Here is a 17,742-nt window from a genome sequence, read left to right as displayed (position 1 = left end):
GTGCTCACAGGTTCTGGCCGGCTTCGAGCTTCGGCAGGACCTGCTTGATGTCGTTGATCGGGATGGCGAAGCCGAGGCCGACGCTGCCGGCCGAGCCGCCGGAGGAGCCGGATCCGCCGGGCGCGTACATCGCCGAGTTGATGGCGATGACCTGGCCGTTGGCGTTGATGAGCGGGCCGCCGGAGTTGCCGGGGTTGAGCGCGGCGTCGGTCTGGAAGGCCTTGTAGGTGGTGGTGCTGCCGCTGTCGGACTGCGGGGCGGTGCCGCGCAGGCCGGGCACGCCGGGCAGGTAGGGGAGGCCGAAGCCGCCGTTGTTGCTGGTGCTGCCCTCGTCGAGCTGGACGGTGACGTCGCGGTTCTCGGCGCTGATGATGCCGGAGGTGACGGTGCCGGTGAGGCCGTCGGGGTTGCCGATGGCGACGACCGGGTCGCCGATGGCCACGGTGGAGGAGTCGCCGAGGACGGCGGGGGTGAGGTTCTTCGCGCCGGTGGCGGTGATCACGGCGACGTCGAGGGCCTTGTCGGTGCCGGTGACGGTGGCCTGGGCGGTGGAGCCGTCCTTGAAGGTGACGGTGATCCGGCCGCCGGCGGACGCGGTGTCGATCACGTGGTAGTTGGTGAGGATCTGTCCGTCGGTGTTCAGGACGACGCCGGTGCCGGTGGCGGTGCCGTTGCCGGTCTTGACGGTGATCTCGACGGTGCTGGGCGAGACGGCGGCGGCGACGGCGGCCACGTCGGCGGTGCCGTCGGAGCGGGCGGAGACCGGGCTGGCGATGGTGCCGACGCGGTTCTCGGAGCCCTGGTGGTCTGCGGCGACCAGGCCGCCGGTGACCCCGCCGAGGACGGCCGCGACCGCGGCGACGGCGGTGACCAGGGCGAGCCGGCCGCGCAGCAGTCCGCGCCGGGCCCGGCCGCCGTGGTGGCCGGGGCCCTCGGGGGAGCCCGGTCCGAGGATCGTGGGCGGCTCGGGCGGGATCGGCGGGGGCGGCGGCGGGGCGTCGAAGCCGCCGTCGGAGTGGTCCTCGCGGTAGCTGTACCCGGGCCCGTACCCGTCCGCGCCGGTGGTGCCGGAGCCGCCGGCGGCCGGGCCGCTGCCGAGCACGGTGCCCTCGATCACCCGGGGCTCCTGGGCCTCGTACTGCCCGTGGGCCTGGTACTGGCCGTGCTGCCCGTACCGGCCGTGGGCCTGGTAGGGGTCGTACTGCTCGTGGGGCTCGTACGGGCCGTACTGCTCGCTGGGGTGCTGCTGCTTCTCGCTCATGTCGACCAAGCTCGGCCCGGTGCATGAGGAGTGGATGAGAACCGGCTCAGAACGGGGAGAGAAGCCCGTTGGGTTCTCATAAAGCCTGGTCAGCCCGCCTGTCGAGCGGAACCGGCCGCTCCGGTACGGGCCCGCCGCTCCGGTCCGGGCCGGCTACTCCGCTACGGACCGGCCGGGGGCGTCGCCGCCGCAGCCGCAGGAACGGCGGATGACCAGCCGGGACGGGAAGGTGCGGACCCGCTCGGTGTCCGAGCCGGGCACCATCAGCGAGTCGTCCAGCACCAGGTCCACGGCGGCCCGGGCCATCGCGTCGCGGTCGGAGGCGACGGTGGTCAGCGGCGGGTCGGCGAGCGCGGCCTCCGGCACGTCGTCGAAGCCGGCCACCGCGAGGTCCTCCGGGACCCGCAGGCCGACCTCGCGGGCGGCCCGCAGCACGCCGATCGCCTGGTCGTCGGTGGAGCAGAAGATCGCCCGCGGCCGGTCCGGCGAGCGGAGCACGCCGAGCGCGACGTCGTAGGCGCCGTAGCGGTGGAAGGGCGCGTCGATCAGGTGCGGCTCGGTGGGGACGCCGTGCGCGTCCATGGCGCGCTGCCAGCCCTCGACGTGGTCGATGACCGGGTCGCCGGGGGCGGGGGACTCGACCGGGCCGCCGAAGCAGGCCACGTACGGGTGCCCGTGCACCTCCAGCAGGTGGCGCACGATCGCCTCGGCGCCCGCCACGTCGTCGGTGACCACCGCGACGTCGTCGATCGCCTCGGGCCTGCGGTGCAGCAGCACGACCTTGGCGCCCTCCATCGCGGCGAACTCCTCGGCGGCGCGCTGCGAGGGGCCCTGGCTGACCAGGATCAGGCCGGAGACGCGCATCCCGAGGAAGGCGCGGACGTAGTGCACCTCGCGGTCGTCCACGTAGTCGGAGTTGCCGATCAGCACGAGCTTGCCGCGCTCGGAGGCGGCCCGTTCCACGGCGTGCGCCATCTCGGCGAAGAAGGGCTGGCGGGCGTCCGGGACGACCATGCCGATGAGGTTGGTGCGCCGGGAGGCCATCGCCTGGGCGACGCTGTTCGGCCGGTAGCCGAGCTGGTCGATCGCCGCGAGGACCTTCTCCCGGGTCGCGGGTGCGACCGGGCGCGGACCGTTGTTGATGACGTAGCTGACGACCGCGGTCGAGGTACCAGCCAGCCGGGCTACATCGTCGCGCGTCACTTTGGCCACGGGGGGAGTCTACGCGTGTGGCCTCCGGGGCGGCAGGGGGAGCTGGGGCCTTGTTCGGCAGGCCGGCGGGCGGCTCCGGGAGGAACCGGACAAGCCGGGCGGGGGACGGCCCGCCCGGCCGGTCCTCAGGCGTCCAGGGGGGTGGCGGGGCGCTGGGCGAGCTCCGGCCGTTCGCCCTTCTCGGGCTTCTCCGGGACGACGAAGCGGTAGCCGACGTTGCGCACGGTGCCGATCAGCTGCTCGTGCTCCACGCCGAGCTTGGCGCGCAGCCGCCGGACGTGCACGTCCACCGTCCGGGTGCCGCCGAAGTAGTCGTAGCCCCAGACCTCCTGCAGCAGCTGCGCCCGGGTGAAGACCCGGCCGGGGTGCTGCGCGAGGTACTTGATCAGCTCGAACTCCTTGAAGGTGAGGTCGAGCGCCCGGCCCTTGAGCTTGGCGGAGTAGGTCGCCTCGTCGACCGAGAGGTCGCCGTTGCGGATCTCCATCGGGCTGTCGTCGGTGACGACCTGGAGGCGGCCGAGCGCGAGCCGCAGCCGGGCCTCGACCTCGGCCGGGCCCGCGGTGTCCAGCAGGACGTCGTCGATGCCCCACTCGGCGGTGACGGCGGCCAGGCCGCCCTCGGTGACCACCAGGATCAGCGGGCAGCCGATGCCGGTGGACCGCAGCAGCTGGCAGAGGCTGCGGATCTGCGGCAGGTCACGCCGGCCGTCGACCAGGATGACGTCCGCGCTGGGCGTGTCCACCAGGGCCGAGCCCTCGGCGGGGGCCACCCGGACGTTGTGCAGCAGCAGTCCGAGGGCGGGCAGCACTTCGGCGGACGGTTGCAGCGCATTGGTGAGGAGGAGGAGAGAACTCATACCCGGTGGTCCCCTTTCCGGGTCGTCGCGGTCGCGTGACGGCTGCCGCCACAGCCGGATGGCGCACGTGCTGAGGGGGAGGGGAGGACGACGGCCGGTCGCGGCGGACCGGGGGAGCGGACGGCGTGCGGGGCGCGACGGCGGGTCCGCCGGGGGTCCCGCAACCCCGGGCGCACCGTTTCTGCCCTGTTCCTCACCGCGAACCCTCCGGTCTGGTCCGGCGCCGGGTGGCGGCCCGGTGCCGGGTGGCGATGCCCCGGCCGGCCGGGGCACGTCGTTGTGCCGCGCCGGCCGGGAGGTCCCTGCTGCGCGCCGGGGGTGGGCCGACGAATCGCAAGAACGTCCGTACCGGCGTCCTGGAAGCACAAAAGGACCCGGGGGCGACTCTGCCCGGATCCCTCTTGGTGGTCGAGGATAGCCGACCGCCCCCTCCGCCGGGAGTGCCGGAATCCGGCGGTTCGCCCAATTCGGGCGTGCGCCGGGTGAGGCTGGACACAGCTTCGAGCGCCGGTCCGGCGCTGGTCCGGCGCCTCCGGGTGGCGGTCCGGTGCGAGGCCGGTGCGCACTCCGTGCCGGTCCGGCCAGGGCGATTGCCGCTCGTGGTGGCCGACACGCCATCATGGGGGGCGCACATCGGAGGCGCTGTTCGGGTCCATCGTTCGGGTGGTCGGGCGGCCGTCGCGGTGGCGAGCCGGACCGGGGTACCGGAGCCGGGCGAGGACGACGAGAAGGGGTGGCCCGATGGGCGCGACCACCGAGCCCGCGAGCGGCGCCCGGGTGCGCGGGACGATCCGCTACTGGGCGGCGGCGAAGTCCGAGGCCGGGCTGGCCGAGGAGCCGTACGAGGCGGCGACCCTGGCGGAGGCGCTGGCGGCGGCCAGGGCGCGGCACGCCGACCGGCCGAAGCTCGTCCAGCTGCTCGGGCACTGCTCGTACCTGGTCGACGGGGCCCAGGTGGGCGGCCGCGACCACGCGACCGTCGCCCTGACCGAGGGCGGGACGGTCGAGGTCCTCCCGCCGTTCGCGGGAGGCTGAGCGGCGTGACGGACATGAACAACCCGAACCACCCGAACCACGGCGGCCACGGCGAGTGGCCGCAGCAGCCCCACCAGCCGTACCCGCCGCAGGGACAGCAGCCGTACCCGCAGCAGCAGCCGTACGTCCCGCCGCAGCAGCCCGGCCACCAGTCGCCGTACGGCTACCCGGTGGACGACGCGGCGGCGACCGCGGTGCTGCCGGCGGTGCCCGCGTTCGACGACGCGGCCGCGACCACCCTGCTGCCGCCGGTGCCGGCGGTGAGCGACGCCGAGGCGACGGCGCTGCTGCCGCCGGTGGTGGTGTCCGGTCCGCTGTCGGGCGCGCCCCGGCCGCAGGGTCACCAGCCGCAGGGTCACCAGCCGCAGCAGGCCCACCAGCCGTACCAGCCGCCGCAGGCCCAGCAGGCCCAGCAGGTCCCGCAGCCGCAGCAGGCCCCGCAGCCGCGGCAGCGGCGGCGGCCGCCGGAGCAGCCGGTGCAGCCCCAGCCGGATCCGACGATCCAGCTGCAGCTCCCCCGGCCGCCGGGGCCGCGGGCCCGGCACGCGGCCCCGGCGCCGCAGCAGGCCCCCGCGCAGCAGGCGGCGGAGGCCTTCGACCCGCCGACCATGACGCTCAAGCGCCCGGTCGCCCCCGGCCCGCTGGGCGCCCCCGCCGCGCCGCCGTACGGGGCCGTCCCGCCGCAGGCGGCGCCGCCCGCCGGTCCGCGCGGCCGGACCGGCTCGCCGATCATCGACCCGGGCCTGCAGCCGGCCCTGATCACGGTGGGCATCGCCGCGCTGCTGGCCGGCGGTGCCGCGCTCGGGCAGGTCGCGCTGGCCCTGGTGGTCGCGCCGCTCCAGCTGCTGACGGCGGCCGGCTGGTTCCGGCTGAACGGCATGTGGCCGGCCCGGCAGGGCATCCTGCTCGCCGCGCTGGCGGGCCTGACGGCGGACGTGGCGGTGCTGCTGGCGGACTCCGACGGTGGCGTGGCGGCCGTGGTGGGCACCCTGGGCGGGTTCTTCCTGCTCGTCCTGGTGCTGCAGACGTTCCGCCCGTCGGACCCGAAGGAGCGGTTCTACGCGCTGACCGTGCTCGGCTCGGCCACCGTGGTGACGGTGCTGTGCACCGCGCTGCTGCTGGCCGACTGGGTGCCGGCCGCGGTGGGCGCGGTGGCGCTGGCCACCCTGCTGGCCGCGGCGCCGCTGCCCGGGCCGAAGCAGCTGGGCCCGGTGCTGGGCCTGGCCGCGGCGGTGCTGCTGGGCCTGCTGGTCGGGGCCCCGCCGGCGCTCGGTGCGCTGGCCGGGCTGGGTGCGCTGGTCGGCCGTCGGGTCGCGGCGTACGACTTCCCGTCCCGCTTCGTGCACATGACGGCGGGCGTGGCGCTGCCGCTGGCGGTGGCCGCGCCGCTGGCCTGGATCGCCACGGAGCTGCTGGCCTGAGCCACCCGTACCCACCCGTCCAGGCCTGTTCAGGTCGAATTCCCGCCCCGGAACCATGTTCCGGGGCGGGACGTCGTACGGTCGTGCGAGGGCGGACGTGTCCTGCGTCCGCCACGGAACGGTGAACGACCCACTGCGAACGACCACAGCGACGAACGACCACAGCGACCGGCGACGACGGGGGACACGATGCGCGGATGGCTGAAGGCCACGATCGGCCTGGCGGTGCTCTCCGGCCTGCTGCTGGGTGCGGACCGGATCGCGGTGGGCGTGGCCGAGGACGAGGCCGCCGACCGGATCGTGAAGAGCGGCCGGATGAGCCAGCGCCCGGACGTCTCGATCGAGGGCTTCCCGTTCCTCACCCAGGTGCTGTCGATGAAGCTGGACGACGTCCGGATCTCCTCCGACGGCCTGGCCGTCGGCGACGGCAGCCACCAGGTGGCGCTGCACTCGTTCAAGGCGCGGCTCGCCGGGGTCAAGGTCAGCGACAGCATGAGCAGTGCCACGGTGGACAGCGGCACCGGCAGCGGGGTGATCTCCTACCCGGACCTCGCGCAGCTGCTGCCGCCCGCCTCCCAGCTGCTGCACGGCGCCAAGCTGCCGGTGGGCGGCAACTCCCGGCTGAGCCTGGCCTACGCCGGTCCGGGCAAGGTCAAGGCCTCGCTGGGTCCGATCGAGATCGGCGAGGGCAGCGTGCGCAACAAGGGGAACACCGTCACGGTGGACGGCTTCCGGCTGAGCTCGCTGGCGGGGCTGGTGGCCGGTGCCACCAACCAGCAGCTGGAGCCGATGAGCTTCACCCTGGACTCGCTGCCGGCCGGGCTGAAGCTGGCCGACAAGGAGGGCGGGGGCGGCGGTGTGACGCCGCTGCCGGAGGGCCTCCAGCTGACCTTCGACGGCAAGGACGTCAAGCTCCTGGGCTGATCCAGGCCCGTCCCCGGCCCGTCCCCGGCCCGTCCCCGGCCCGTCCCCGGCCCGTCCCCGGCCCGGTCCCAAGGCCCGCCCACGGCTGTGCCGAATCGTTCCGCTCCGCGAGACGCGCTGTCCAGCGTGGGCCGTGGAGCGGTGTCGTTCGCGCCCCGCGCACGCCCTCCGGGGGCCGCCGGCCGGGCCCGGACAGGCCGGACCGGGGGTAAATCCCATCATCCGGTCGTTCTGATCCCACTATTCGATACGCTGATGACAGCGGGCCTCCGGTGTCCCTAGCATCGTCGGCATGAAGCGACAGACGGACCTCACGAAGCGGCGGGCGGTAGACCTGTGCCGCGTGGCCGCCTGTCTGTGTCGAATGCGCTGATTCGGCGCCCCCGGCAGGGCAGTTGACGCCCGCCGCCGATCTTTCCGGCGACCGCGCCCGGCCCCCCGGGCCGGCGGTCGCCGAGGTACTCCGCAGTCTCCTGCCCGGCCGCACCGGCCCACCCCCTCGTCCCGCTATTCGGACAGGGTTTCGGACCGCACCCTCCCGGGCACCCTGCAGCACCCTCCTGAGCAGCACCTTCCGCACAACCGCCCTCGGATGGAGAACCCACCATGAGCCGCAGCGACGTCCTGGTCGACGCCGACTGGGTCCAGGCCCACCTGGACGACCCGAAGGTCGTCATCGTCGAGGTCGACGAGGACACCTCCGCGTACGAGAAGAACCACATCCGCAACGCCGTCCGGATCGACTGGAAGCAGGACCTCCAGGACCCGGTCCGCCGCGACTTCATCGACCAGGCCGGCTTCGAGGCCCTGCTGAGCGCCAAGGGCATCGCCAACGACCAGACCGTCGTGCTGTACGGCGGCAACAACAACTGGTTCGCCTCGTACGCCTACTGGTACTTCAAGCTGTACGGCCACGGCGACGTCCGCCTGCTGGACGGCGGCCGCAAGAAGTGGGAGCTGGACTCCCGCGACCTGGTCGCCGAGGTGCCGGCCCGCCCGGCCACCGAGTACACGGCGCAGGCAGCCGACGCCTCGATCCGCGCCTTCCGCGACGACGTGATCGCCGCCATCGGCACCCTGAACCTGGTCGACGTCCGCTCGCCCGACGAGTTCTCCGGCAAGCTGCTCGCCCCGGCGCACCTCCCGCAGGAGCAGTCGCAGCGCCCCGGCCACGTGCCGAGCGCCCGCAACATCCCGTGGGCCAAGAACGCCAACGACGACGGCACCTTCAAGAGCGACGACGAGCTCAAGGCGCTGTACGAGGCCGAGGGCATCGACCTGGCGAAGGACACCATCGCCTACTGCCGCATCGGCGAGCGCTCCGCGCTCACCTGGTTCGTGCTGCACGAGCTGCTCGGCCAGGAGAACGTCAAGAACTACGACGGCTCGTGGACCGAGTACGGCAGCCTGGTCGGCGTGCCGATCGAGCTCGGCAGCAACTGAGCCCCCGGCTCGACCCGTAAGTCAGAAGGAGACAGACATGTGCGGTGCGAAGGCCGGCGGCCCGGACCTGGCAGGAGTTGACGTGGCGAACGAGACGATCATCCAGGGTTCGGTGACCCGCGACGGAGAGCCGGTCAACGGCTACGTGCGGCTGCTGGACGAGGGCGGCGAGTTCACGGCCGAGGTGCCCACCTCGGCGACCGGCCAGTTCCGGTTCTTCGCCCGCCCGGGCAAGTGGACCCTGCGCGCGCTGGTGCCGGGCCAGACCGTGGACCGTCAGGTGGTGGCCTCCCAGGGCACCGCCGTCGAGGTCGCGATCGCGGTCTGACCGGAGCCGGGACGATCCCGGACCAGACTCCGAGGGCCCCTGCCGAGCAGGGGCCCTCGGTCGTACCGTGGAGGGGTGCAGGCAAGGCGGCGGCGTCGCTACTACTTCGCCATGATGGGCGTGTGCCTGGGCCTGTTCGTCATGGCCTGGGGCGTGGTGCGGTTCTTCTCGGTCGGCGCGGCGATCGGCATGTGCGTGGTCGCGATGGTCATCCCGCCGGCCGCCGCGGTGTTCGCCAACAAGCGCGACCCGGACGACGACTGGTGGAACGACCCGCGCTGGGACGACCCGAAGTGGGACGAGCCCGGCCACGACCGGGACCGCCCCGACCACGAGGAGCACCCGTAGGCGTCGACGCGCGAGGCGCCTCAGTACACGAGCGCCTGGACGTTGTCCGACATGATCTCGCTGACGAAGACCTGGGCGCCCGCGATGCGGACACCCTCGACGGTGTCCTGCTGCGTGATCCCGCGCCGGGCCGCGCACTGGGTGCACAGCGTCACCGAGCCGGCCGCCAGGATCGACTCCAGCAGGTCCGGCAGCGGCGCCGCGTGCGGCAGTTCGAACTCCGCGGCCCGGCCCGGCAGCGCGAACCAGGAGGACTCCCCGGTCAGCCAGAGCGAGACCTCGATCCCGCTGGCGACGGCCACCGCCGCCACCGTGAACGCCTGCGAGCACCGCTCCGGCGCGTCCGCCCCTGCGGTGACCTTGATGACCAGTTTCTTCGCCATGGCGCCACCTTAGAGGTGCCGGCGCCCCCGCCGTCCGGCATCCCCGGAAGCCTTGGGCAAAGCTTGAGCAGCCGCGGGAGGACGGCGCGAACGGCGACGTGGTGGGGCTCACCGCGACCCTCCGGAACCCGGCGGATAGAGTGAGCCGAGCACAATCCACCACACTGTCGCCGCCTGGGAGCCACCCGTGTCCGGTCTGGAAATCTTCTTCGACGGTCTGCTGGCCCTCATGGCCGTGCTGATCACCTGGTTCGCCATCTTCTCGGTGATGAAGCTGTACCAGGGCCAGCGCTGAGACTGCCGTACGGTTGAGGCAGTCCCACACCGACGAGAACAGCGACCAGGAACATGATCGAGATCCCTTCTGACCTCCACAGGGACGTCGTCCCGCTCGCCTTCCTCCTCGGCACCTGGGAGGGCGCGGGCGTCTACGACTTCCCGGGCGCGGAGAAGTGCAACTTCGGCCAGGAGATCGTGATCCGCCACGACGGCCGCCCCTTCCTGGAGTTCCGCTCCCGGACCTGGGTGCTGGACAGCGAGGGCGAGAAGGTCCGTCCGCTGGAGAACGAGCACGCGTTCTGGCGCATCACCAGCAACCACGACGGCACCAGCGGTGTCCGGGGGATCGAGATCTCCTCCGTCCGCGACGACGGCACGGTCGAGATCTGGTACGGCGAGCTGGCCGACGGCAAGCCCCAGGTCGACGTCTCCACCGACGCGGTCGCCCGGATCGAGGGCTCCCCGGAGTACTCGGGCGGCAAGCGGCTGTACGGCTTCGTCAACGGCGAGCTGCTCTGGGTCGGCGAGAAGGCCGCCCCGAGCGTGCCGCTGCGCCCGTACATGTCCGCCCAGCTGAAGAAGGTGCTCAGCCCGGCCCAGCTGATCAAGGACATCAACGACCTGCCGGACGACGGCATCGCCTTCTTCAAGTAGGCCGATCGCGCGACCGGCACTTCCGTGCACGAGGTAGGGACCGGCCCCCGGCCGGTCCCTACACTTGCTCCAGGACCCCCGACCATTGGCAGGGACGAGTACCGTGGCGGACACCGGCACCACCGACTGGCAGCTCTCCGGCGACTGGAAGGCCGACCTGCGCGAACGCGGGTACCGGCTCACCCCGCAGCGGCAGCTCGTGCTGGAGGCCGTCGACGAGCTCGACCACGCCACCCCCGACGACATCCTCTGCCACGTCCGCCGGACCGCCAGCGGTGTCAACATCTCCACCGTCTACCGGACCCTGGAGCTGCTGGAGGAGCTGGGCCTGGTCTCGCACGCCCACCTCGGCCACGGCGCCCCGACCTACCACCTGGCCGGCCGCCACCACCACCTGCACCTGGTCTGCCGGGACTGCGACAAGGTCACCGAGACCGGCACCGAGATCGCCCAGCCGCTGATCGACAGCCTGCGCGAGCGGCACGGCTTCGACACCGACCTCAAGCACTTCGCCATCTTCGGCCGCTGCGCCGACTGCACCGCCAAGCTCGTCGGGGACCAGCCGTAAGCTGGCCGGTATGACCGGTGTGAAGAGCCCGCTGCTTTCCCTGCCCGGAGCCGTCCCCGCCGAGGGGGCCGACGAGGGCGTCGCCGCCCACTACGGCGACATCTTCCGCGAGCAACGCAGGCTGTCGCAGGGCGTCGGCTTCGTCGACCTCTCGCACCGCGGCGTGGTCACCGTGACCGGCGCGGACCGGCTCTCCTGGCTGCACCTGCTGCTCACCCAGCACGTCAGCGAGCTGCCGCCGCAGCAGGCCGCCGAGGCGCTGGTGCTCTCCCCGAACGGGCACGTCGAGCACGCGCTCTACCTGGTGGACGACGGCACCACCACCTGGGCGCACGTCGAGCCGGGCACCCAGGAGGCGCTGGTCGCCTACCTGGAGGGCATGAAGTTCTTCTACCGGGTGGAGGTCGCCGACGCGACCGCCGAGTACGCCGTGGTGCACCTGCCGGCCGGCTCCACCGCCGCCGTCGAGGGCGCCGCCGCCGTCCGCGAACTCCCGTACGGGCGCGACCTGTTCGTGCCGCGCGCCGAGCTGGAGCGGCTCACCGCCGGGTACGGTCCGGCGGCCGGGGTCTGGGCGTACGAGGCGCTGCGGATCGAGGGCCACCGGCCCCGGCTGGGCTTCGAGACCGACCACCGGACCATCCCGCACGAGGTGGACTGGCTGCGCACCGCCGTCCACCTGCAGAAGGGCTGCTACCGCGGCCAGGAGACCGTCGCCCGGGTGCACAACCTGGGCCGCCCGCCGCGCCGGCTGGTCTTCCTGCACCTGGACGGCACCGAGGAGACGCTGCCCCCGCACGGCACCGAGGTGCGGCTGGCCACCGACCCGGACGGGCGGGCGCTGGGCTTCGTGACCTCCTCGGCCCGGCACCACGAGCTGGGGCCGATCGCGCTGGCGATCGTCAAGCGGAACGTCCCGGTGGACGCCGTGCTGCTGGCCGGCACGGTGCCGGGCACCCAGGACGTGATCGTCCCGCAGTAGGGCCGTCCAGGGCCGCGCCGGGGCCGCTCGGCGCCCCGGCCGGGCCCGGTGGGGCCCCCGGCGGGGTCAGACCTCGACGAGGACGGTGAACGGGCCGTCGTTCACCAGCGCCACCCGCATGTCGGCGCCGAACCGGCCCGTCTCCACCTTGGCGCCCAGCGCGCGCAGCTGCGCCACCACCTCGTCCACCAGCGGCTCGGCGACCGGGCCGGGGGCGGCGGCGTTCCAGGTGGGGCGGCGGCCCTTGCGGGCGTCGCCGTAGAGCGTGAACTGGCTGATCACCAGCAGCGGGGCGCCGAGGTCCGAGCAGCTCTGCTCGACGCCCTCGTCGTTCGCGGGCAGCAGCCGCAGCGTCCAGAGCTTGCGGGCCAGTTGGGCGGCCTTGGCGGGGGTGTCGTCGTGGGTGGCGCCGACCAGGACGCAGAGCCCGGGCCCCTCGATCGCGCCGACGGTCTCACCGGCCACGGTCACCCGGGCCTCGGTCACTCGCTGCACCACTGCTCGCATGCCGCCATTGTGCCGGAGCGCCGTACGGCCCCCGGAGGAGCCCCGGGTGCTTTCCGCGCGGCCCGCGCCCGGCGCGTCCGCCGCCGCTCCGCGCCCGCGCATCCGCCGTGCCCCTGGCTCAGCGCCGCACCCTTCCCGGCCGTTTTGCCCGGCTGCCCCTCCGGTCGGCCCCGTCCCTCCGCCCCGGCGGCCTCCCCAGGGCGCACACCAGGGGCGCGCACGAAGGCCGTGCACGCCCTGGGGTGCGCGCCTGCGCGGAATCGGGCGCCACTCTTCCTGGGGAAAGGGCTGGTCATATCAGCCACCCCCGTTCGCCAGGGGGCCGTTCGGGTGCACGGGCGGTGCGCGTGCGCCGGGTGGGGTGGCACGCTGGTGGACCGTACGAGGGGTCCGGGGCGCCAGGAGGTCCGCCGCGCCGGACCCGGGTTCGGCCGGGCGGTCGAGCCGGTAGGTCAGGCGTCTGGCGGTGCCGCCCCGGTGGGCGTCACGGCCGGGGACCGGAGCCTCCGGGGGTTCCCGGCGGGCCGGTGGACGGGACGCGCGGCCCGTCGGGGGACGGGTCGGACCGGCGGCAGCGACGGGGTGCCGCGAGCGGGCGGGATCGGACGACGTCAGGTGGTTGGGTGATGGACGCGAGCAGCGTGGCGCGGGACCGGTCCGGGTCGGTGGTGCGGGCCCCCGGGGGCCCGGACGGTCCGGCGGCGGGCGCGGAGGACGAGCCCGACCTGGAGGGGCTGGGCCTGGAGCAGCTGCGGGTGCTGCGCCGGGAGACCCTGGAGCAGGAGGCCGACCTGTCCTACCTGCGGCGGCTGCTGCACGGGCGGATGGACATCCTGCGCGCCGAACTCGACCGGCGGCCCGGCACGGGCCCGGTCCGTACGGCCGACCCGTCCGGCCCCGACCCGGCCCCCGGCGACCTGCTGGACCGGCTGCCAGCCATTCTGACCGACGCGCCCTCCACCGTGCGGCGCTCGGCCCGGCACGTCACCCTCGGGCCGCCGCGCACCCGGGAGTCCCGGCTGGAGGCGGACGCGCTGATGGGCGACGTCCAGCTCGCCGACCTGGCGGCGCACCCGGCCGAGGAGCTGCTGGCCGCCCTGGAGCGGCTGCGGGCGTACGAGCGGGAGGTGTCCGGACGGCGCCAGCGGCTGCTGCGCACGGCCGACGGTTGCAACGCCGAGATCACCCGCAGGTACCGTGATGGGGAAGCACGGGTCGACGACCTGCTCGCACGGGGGCCGCTCTGACCGGGTGGGTCGCCGCGGGCGGGTGAGGCCCGGCTCGCTCCCGGCCCACCCTCGCCCCGGAAGGCTCACACCGCCATGTCCCTGCCCGCCCCCGCGCCCGTTCTCGCCGAGGTCATACGCTCCGGCTTCGTCGAGGGCCGCCACCGCGGCTCCCTGGTGCTGCTCGCGGCCGACGGCTCGGTCGAGTTCGCGCTCGGCGACCCGGACGCCCCGGTCTTCCCGCGGTCGACCGCCAAGCCGTTCCAGGCGGTGGCCACGCTGCGGGCCGGGCTGGCGATCGAGGGCGAGCTGCTGGCGCTGGCGGCCTCCAGCCACTCCGCGGAATCGTTTCACCTCGATGGCGTGCGGAGCATCCTCGGCTCCGCCGGGCTCGACGAGTCGGCCCTGCGCACTCCGGCCGACCTGCCGCTGGACGAGACCGAGGCGGAGCTGCTGCTCGCCGCCGGCGGCGAGCGCGCCCCGATCCTGATGGACTGCTCCGGCAAGCACGCCGGCTGGCTGGCCGCCTGCACGGCCAACGGCTGGGACACCGAGAGCTACCTCGACCCGGCCCACCCGATCCAGCGACTGGCCCGCGAGGCCCTGGAGGAGGCCACCGGCGAGACCGCCGCGCACGCCGGGGTGGACGGCTGCGGCGCGCCGCTGCTGGCCGTGTCGCTGACCGGCCTGGCCCGCGGCTACCGCGGCCTGCTGCTGGCCGCCGAGGGCAGCGGGCCGCGCCGCGTCGCCGACGCGATGCGCGCCCACCCCGAGTACGTGGCCGGCACCCGCCGGGCCGACACCTGGCTGATGCGGGCGGTGCCGGGCGCGCTGTCCAAGATGGGCGCCGAGGCCGTCCAGGTGGTCGCGCTGCCGGACGGCCGGGCGCTGGCCTTCAAGATCGAGGACGGCGCCGAGCGGGCCCGCGGCCCGGTGCTGGCGGCCGCGCTGCGCCGGCTCGGGGTGGCCGGGGCGGACGGGACCGTCGAGCGGATCGGCGCGGCCCCGCTGCTCGGCGGCGGCGTGCCGGTCGGCGAGGTGCGGGCGGCGTTCTAGGACCAGCCCGCGGCGTCGGAGGCCACCCGTCGGGGTGCGGGCGGACCCGGGTCGGTGCACGGTGGACCGGGGGGCGTCCGTACAGCTGAGGGAGTCCGCCATGACCGACCATGTGTACCGGGTGACCGAGATCGTCGGGTCCTCGGCCGAGAGCGTCGACGCCGCGATCCGCAACGGGGTGGAGCGGGCCTCCCGGACGCTGCGCAACCTCGACTGGTTCGAGGTCTCGCAGGTCCGGGGCCACCTGGAGGACGGCCGGATCAAGCACTACCAGGTGTGCATCAAGGTCGGCTTCCGGCTGGAGGACTGAGCGCCGGCGAAGCGCTCAGCGCTCCGGCAGCACCAGCGGCACCCCGGTGCGCGGGTGCGCCAGCACCTCGACGGGGTGCCCGTACACCTCGCTGAGCAGCGGCGCCCGCAGCACCTCGGCGACCGGCCCGTCCGCGACCGTCGCCCCGCCCGTCAGCAGGACCACCCGGTCCGCGTAGGCCGCCGCCAGGGACAGGTCGTGCAGCACCACGACCACCCCGTCCCCGGCCGCGGCCCGGGCCCGGGCGACCCGCAGCACCAGCTCCTGGTGGCGCAGGTCGAGGGCGGCGGTCGGCTCGTCCAGGAGGAGCAGCGGGGTGCGCTGGGCCAGCACCCGGGCCAGCGCCACCCGGGCCCGCTCGCCGCCGGACAGGGCGGTGAACGGGCGCCCGGCGAAGGCGGTGGACTCGGTGGCCGCCATCGCCTCGGCCACGGCCGCCGCGTCCTCGGCGGCCGCCGCGGTGCCCGCCCACGGCGCGCGGCCCATTCGGACCACCTCGTCGGCCGGGAACGGGAAGGACAGTGCGGCGGACTGCGGCAACAGGGCGCGGTGCAGGGCGAGTTCGGCGGCGCCGTAGTCGGCCGGCGGGCGGCCGCGCAGGGCGACCGACCCGCCGTCCGGCCGGACGTCGCCGGCCAGTACGGACAGCAGGGTGGACTTGCCGGCGCCGTTCGGCCCGAGCAGCGCGACCAGTTCGCCGGCCGCGACCCGGACGGCGGCGCCGTCCAGCAGAGGGCGCCCGCCGAGGCTCAGCCGGACGCCCTCGGCGGCGAGCAACTCGCTTCCGGGCTCCGGTCGTTCGGGGATCTCCCGGTGGCGTCGCAGTCTCACGCCCAGCCTCCCTGCCTGGTCCTGGTCCGGCGCAGCAGCCAGAAGAAGAACGGGCTGCCGATCAGTGCGGTGACCACCCCGAGCGGGATCTCGGCGGGCTCGGCGACGGTGCGGGAGGCGAGGTCGGCGGCCACCAGCACCAGCGCGCCGCCGAGTGCCGAGGCGGGCAGCAGGAAGCGGTGGCCGGGCCCGGCGAGCATCCGCAGCAGGTGCGGGACGATCAGGCCGACGAAGCCGACGATGCCGCTGACCGCCACGGCCGCCGCGGTGAGCAGGGCGACGACGGTGATCAGCGCCAGCCGCATCCGCTCGACGTCCACCCCGAGGTGGCGGGCCGGGCGCTCGCCGAGCGCCAGCAGGTCCAGCCTGCGGGCGTACAGCGGGGCGACGGCCAGGCCGGCCAGCGCGAACGGCAGGACGGCGAGCACCTTGCCCCAGGTGGCCTGGGAGAGCGAGCCGAGCTGCCAGAAGGTGACCTGGCTGATCGCGGCGGGGTCGGCGATGAACAGCAGGATGCCGATCAGCGCGCCGCAGAAGGCGTTCACGGCGACGCCGGTGAGGATCAGCGTGACCACCTCGGTCCGCCCGCCGGAGCGGGACATCGCGTACACCGCGACGACCGTCAGCAGGCCGCCGGCGAAGGCGAAGACGGGGGCCGTCCAACCGCCCAGGGTGTTCAGGCCGAGCACGATGCAGGCCACCGTGCCGACCGCGCTGCCGGAGGAGACCCCGATCACGGCGGGCTCGGCGAGCGGGTTGCCGAACACGCCCTGCATCAGTGCCCCGGCGCAGCCGAGCGAGCCGCCGACCAGCAGGGCGAGCACCACCCGGGGCAGCCGGACGTTCCACAGCACGGACTCGGGCACCCGGTCCAGGGCGTGGCCGCCGAGGCCGAGGCGGTGGGCGGTGGAGGCGAGGATGTCGCCGAGCGGGATGCGGTAGGCGCCGACGCCGGCCGCGAGGAGGGCGCAGAGGAGCAGGGCGGCGGCGAGTCCGGCGGTGAGCAGGGCGGTCCGGCCGGCGGTCGGTGCGGCGCTCTCCCCGGGGGCCTCGCGGGAGGTCTCCTCCCGTACGGCGGTGGTCACTTGGCGTCCGCCGGGTAGAGCTGGGCGGTGATCCCGCGCAGGACCTGCGGGGTGCGCGGGCCGTAGCTGAGCAGCTGGCCGTCCTCGATCGAGACGATCCGGCGGTCGAGCCCGGCCGGGGTCTGGGCGACGCCGGGCAGCTTGAGCAGGCCGTCCGTTCCGCCGACCGAGTCCAGCCCCTTGCTCATCACCAGGATCGCGTCGGGTGCGGCCTTGACCAGGGCCTCGCTGGTGAGCGGGACGAAGTCGTTGGTGAGGCCGGCGGCGGTGCCGGCGTCCTCGCCGCCGACCGCCTCGATCAGCGAGCCGGCGCCGGAACCGGGGCCGCCGAGCAGGTAGACGGAGGCGCTGCCGCGCAGGTAGAGGAAGGCGACCCGGGGGTGCCGGCCGTCGGCCGGGACGGCGGCCATGGCCTGGTCGATCCGCTGCTCGGTGCGCTCCTTGAGCTGCCGTCCGGCGTCCGGGACGCCGAGTGCGGCGGCGACGGTGTCGATGCGCGGTCCGACGTCGGCCAGCCGCTTGGCGTCGTCCAGGACGATCAGCGGGACGCCGGCCGCCCGGATCTGCGCGATCGCCTCGGCCGGGCCGGTGGAGCGGTCGGCGAGGACGACGGTGGGGTGCAGTGAGAGCACGCCCTCGGCGGAGACGTCGTGGGCCTGGGTGATCACCGGCAGGGCGGCGGCCTGTTCGAAGGTGGTGGAGACGTCCCGGGCGACCACCTTGGGGCCGAGGCCGAGGCTGAACACCAGCTCGGCGAGGCTGCCGTTGAGCGGGATGACCCGTTCGGCGCTGGTGACGGTGACCTGGCGGCCGTCGGCGGAGGCGGTGGTGGCCGGGAGCCGGGGGACGGGCTCGCCGGGCAGCGGTTCGACGGCGTCGGGGGTGCGGGAGACGGCCGCCCCCGCTGCCCCGGCCGTCCCGCTCGCGGCGCCGCAGGCGGTGAGGGCGAGCAGCAGGCCGAGGGCGAGCAGCAGGAGGACGGGCCCGCGGGCCGCCCCGGAACGGATCGTAACGCTGCTCAACCTGGTTCCC

Annotated in this window: 21 protein-coding genes; 13 read left to right on the top strand and 8 right to left on the bottom strand. The window is 74.6% G+C overall.

Going from position 1 to position 17,742, the window contains the following annotated elements; genetic code table 11:
* Window positions 1–4: 4 nt before the first annotated feature.
* The 3 genes from ACFVU7_RS42325 to ACFVU7_RS42315 all read right to left on the bottom strand — a co-directional run bounded on the left by ACFVU7_RS42325 (window position 5) and on the right by ACFVU7_RS42315 (window position 3,330).
* Window positions 5–1,261, bottom strand: a complete 1,257-nt coding sequence (locus ACFVU7_RS42325; protein ID WP_375876668.1) for a S1C family serine protease — start codon at window positions 1,259–1,261, stop codon at window positions 5–7.
* Between the two features lie 153 nt (window positions 1,262–1,414).
* Window positions 1,415–2,473 (bottom strand): LacI family DNA-binding transcriptional regulator, encoded by a 1,059-nt coding sequence (locus ACFVU7_RS42320; protein WP_049659714.1) that lies wholly within the window; start codon window positions 2,471–2,473, stop codon window positions 1,415–1,417.
* 125 nt (window positions 2,474–2,598) lie between these two features.
* Window positions 2,599–3,330: a response regulator transcription factor gene (locus ACFVU7_RS42315; protein WP_074006427.1), complete on the bottom strand. Its 732-nt coding sequence runs from the start codon at window positions 3,328–3,330 to the stop codon at window positions 2,599–2,601.
* Between the two features lie 741 nt (window positions 3,331–4,071).
* On the opposite strand from ACFVU7_RS42315, the gene ACFVU7_RS42310 reads away from it, so the two are divergent.
* The 7 genes from ACFVU7_RS42310 (at window position 4,072) to ACFVU7_RS42280 (ending at window position 8,829) form a co-directional block, all read left to right on the top strand.
* Window positions 4,072–4,365, top strand: a complete 294-nt coding sequence (locus ACFVU7_RS42310) for a MoaD/ThiS family protein (protein ID WP_049659718.1) — start codon at window positions 4,072–4,074, stop codon at window positions 4,363–4,365.
* A gap of 5 nt (window positions 4,366–4,370) precedes the next feature.
* Window positions 4,371–5,786, top strand: coding sequence for a hypothetical protein (locus ACFVU7_RS42305; protein ID WP_388051629.1), 1,416 nt, complete (start codon window positions 4,371–4,373; stop codon window positions 5,784–5,786).
* 189 nt (window positions 5,787–5,975) lie between these two features.
* Window positions 5,976–6,710: a DUF2993 domain-containing protein gene (locus tag ACFVU7_RS42300; protein ID WP_049656250.1), complete on the top strand. Its 735-nt coding sequence runs from the start codon at window positions 5,976–5,978 to the stop codon at window positions 6,708–6,710.
* Window positions 6,711–7,002: 292 nt separating this feature from the next.
* Window positions 7,003–7,083 carry an Ms5788A family Cys-rich leader peptide gene (locus ACFVU7_RS42295; protein ID WP_350517234.1) on the top strand — a complete coding sequence of 27 codons (81 nt, stop codon included), beginning with the start codon at window positions 7,003–7,005 and terminating at the stop codon, window positions 7,081–7,083.
* A gap of 233 nt (window positions 7,084–7,316) precedes the next feature.
* On the top strand, window positions 7,317–8,153 hold the full coding sequence (locus ACFVU7_RS42290) for a sulfurtransferase (RefSeq protein ID WP_049656251.1): 837 nt from the start codon (window positions 7,317–7,319) through the stop codon (window positions 8,151–8,153).
* Between the two features lie 37 nt (window positions 8,154–8,190).
* Window positions 8,191–8,481, top strand: coding sequence for a DUF1416 domain-containing protein (locus ACFVU7_RS42285; RefSeq protein ID WP_030059605.1), 291 nt, complete (start codon window positions 8,191–8,193; stop codon window positions 8,479–8,481).
* A 75-nt stretch (window positions 8,482–8,556) separates the two neighbouring features.
* Complete coding sequence (locus ACFVU7_RS42280) at window positions 8,557–8,829, top strand: DUF3099 domain-containing protein (RefSeq protein WP_074006428.1); 273 nt, start codon at window positions 8,557–8,559, stop codon at window positions 8,827–8,829.
* 20 nt (window positions 8,830–8,849) lie between these two features.
* On the opposite strand, the gene ACFVU7_RS42275 is transcribed toward ACFVU7_RS42280, so the two are convergent.
* Window positions 8,850–9,212 (bottom strand): DsrE family protein, encoded by a 363-nt coding sequence (locus ACFVU7_RS42275; protein ID WP_049656255.1) that lies wholly within the window; start codon window positions 9,210–9,212, stop codon window positions 8,850–8,852.
* 348 nt (window positions 9,213–9,560) lie between these two features.
* Here ACFVU7_RS42275 and ACFVU7_RS42270 point away from each other — a divergent pair, with 348 nt between their 5' ends.
* The 3 genes from ACFVU7_RS42270 to ACFVU7_RS42260 all read left to right on the top strand — a co-directional run bounded on the left by ACFVU7_RS42270 (window position 9,561) and on the right by ACFVU7_RS42260 (window position 11,695).
* The gene (locus tag ACFVU7_RS42270; RefSeq protein ID WP_049656257.1) at window positions 9,561–10,145 is read left to right on the top strand and encodes an FABP family protein; all 585 of its coding nucleotides are present in this window, start codon (window positions 9,561–9,563) and stop codon (window positions 10,143–10,145) included.
* Window positions 10,146–10,248: 103 nt separating this feature from the next.
* Window positions 10,249–10,713: a Fur family transcriptional regulator gene (locus ACFVU7_RS42265; protein ID WP_049656259.1), complete on the top strand. Its 465-nt coding sequence runs from the start codon at window positions 10,249–10,251 to the stop codon at window positions 10,711–10,713.
* A gap of 19 nt (window positions 10,714–10,732) precedes the next feature.
* Window positions 10,733–11,695: a folate-binding protein YgfZ gene (locus ACFVU7_RS42260; RefSeq protein WP_049656263.1), complete on the top strand. Its 963-nt coding sequence runs from the start codon at window positions 10,733–10,735 to the stop codon at window positions 11,693–11,695.
* Between the two features lie 66 nt (window positions 11,696–11,761).
* On the opposite strand, the gene dtd is transcribed toward ACFVU7_RS42260, so the two are convergent.
* On the bottom strand, window positions 11,762–12,202 hold the full coding sequence (gene dtd / locus ACFVU7_RS42255; protein WP_049656260.1) for a D-aminoacyl-tRNA deacylase: 441 nt from the start codon (window positions 12,200–12,202) through the stop codon (window positions 11,762–11,764).
* A gap of 626 nt (window positions 12,203–12,828) precedes the next feature.
* Here dtd and ACFVU7_RS42250 point away from each other — a divergent pair.
* The 3 genes from ACFVU7_RS42250 to ACFVU7_RS42240 all read left to right on the top strand — a co-directional run bounded on the left by ACFVU7_RS42250 (window position 12,829) and on the right by ACFVU7_RS42240 (window position 14,794).
* The gene (locus ACFVU7_RS42250; protein ID WP_234348561.1) at window positions 12,829–13,449 is read left to right on the top strand and encodes an ABC transporter substrate-binding protein; all 621 of its coding nucleotides are present in this window, start codon (window positions 12,829–12,831) and stop codon (window positions 13,447–13,449) included.
* 75 nt (window positions 13,450–13,524) lie between these two features.
* Complete coding sequence (locus ACFVU7_RS42245; protein WP_388051627.1) at window positions 13,525–14,484, top strand: asparaginase; 960 nt, start codon at window positions 13,525–13,527, stop codon at window positions 14,482–14,484.
* A gap of 100 nt (window positions 14,485–14,584) precedes the next feature.
* Window positions 14,585–14,794 carry a dodecin gene (locus tag ACFVU7_RS42240; RefSeq protein ID WP_049661518.1) on the top strand — a complete coding sequence of 70 codons (210 nt, stop codon included), beginning with the start codon at window positions 14,585–14,587 and terminating at the stop codon, window positions 14,792–14,794.
* Window positions 14,795–14,809: 15 nt separating this feature from the next.
* Here the strand turns inward: ACFVU7_RS42240 and ACFVU7_RS42235 are convergent, their stop codons facing one another.
* The 3 genes from ACFVU7_RS42235 to ACFVU7_RS42225 form a co-directional block, all read right to left on the bottom strand.
* A complete protein-coding gene (locus tag ACFVU7_RS42235; RefSeq protein WP_388051656.1) occupies window positions 14,810–15,619 on the bottom strand; it encodes a heme ABC transporter ATP-binding protein in 810 nt (269 codons plus the stop codon).
* 2 nt (window positions 15,620–15,621) lie between these two features.
* Complete coding sequence (locus ACFVU7_RS42230) at window positions 15,622–16,632, bottom strand: FecCD family ABC transporter permease (RefSeq protein ID WP_388051653.1); 1,011 nt, start codon at window positions 16,630–16,632, stop codon at window positions 15,622–15,624.
* A gap of 74 nt (window positions 16,633–16,706) precedes the next feature.
* Window positions 16,707–17,732 carry a hemin ABC transporter substrate-binding protein gene (locus tag ACFVU7_RS42225; RefSeq protein ID WP_234348688.1) on the bottom strand — a complete coding sequence of 342 codons (1,026 nt, stop codon included), beginning with the start codon at window positions 17,730–17,732 and terminating at the stop codon, window positions 16,707–16,709.
* Window positions 17,733–17,742 lie beyond the last annotated feature (10 nt).

Origin of the sequence: Kitasatospora sp. NPDC058046 (genome assembly GCF_042885595.1) — a bacterium.
GTDB lineage: Bacteria > Actinomycetota > Actinomycetes > Streptomycetales > Streptomycetaceae > Kitasatospora.
The sequence above is the reverse complement of the archived record's forward strand: the minus strand, read 5'-3'. Positions and strand labels throughout refer to the sequence as shown.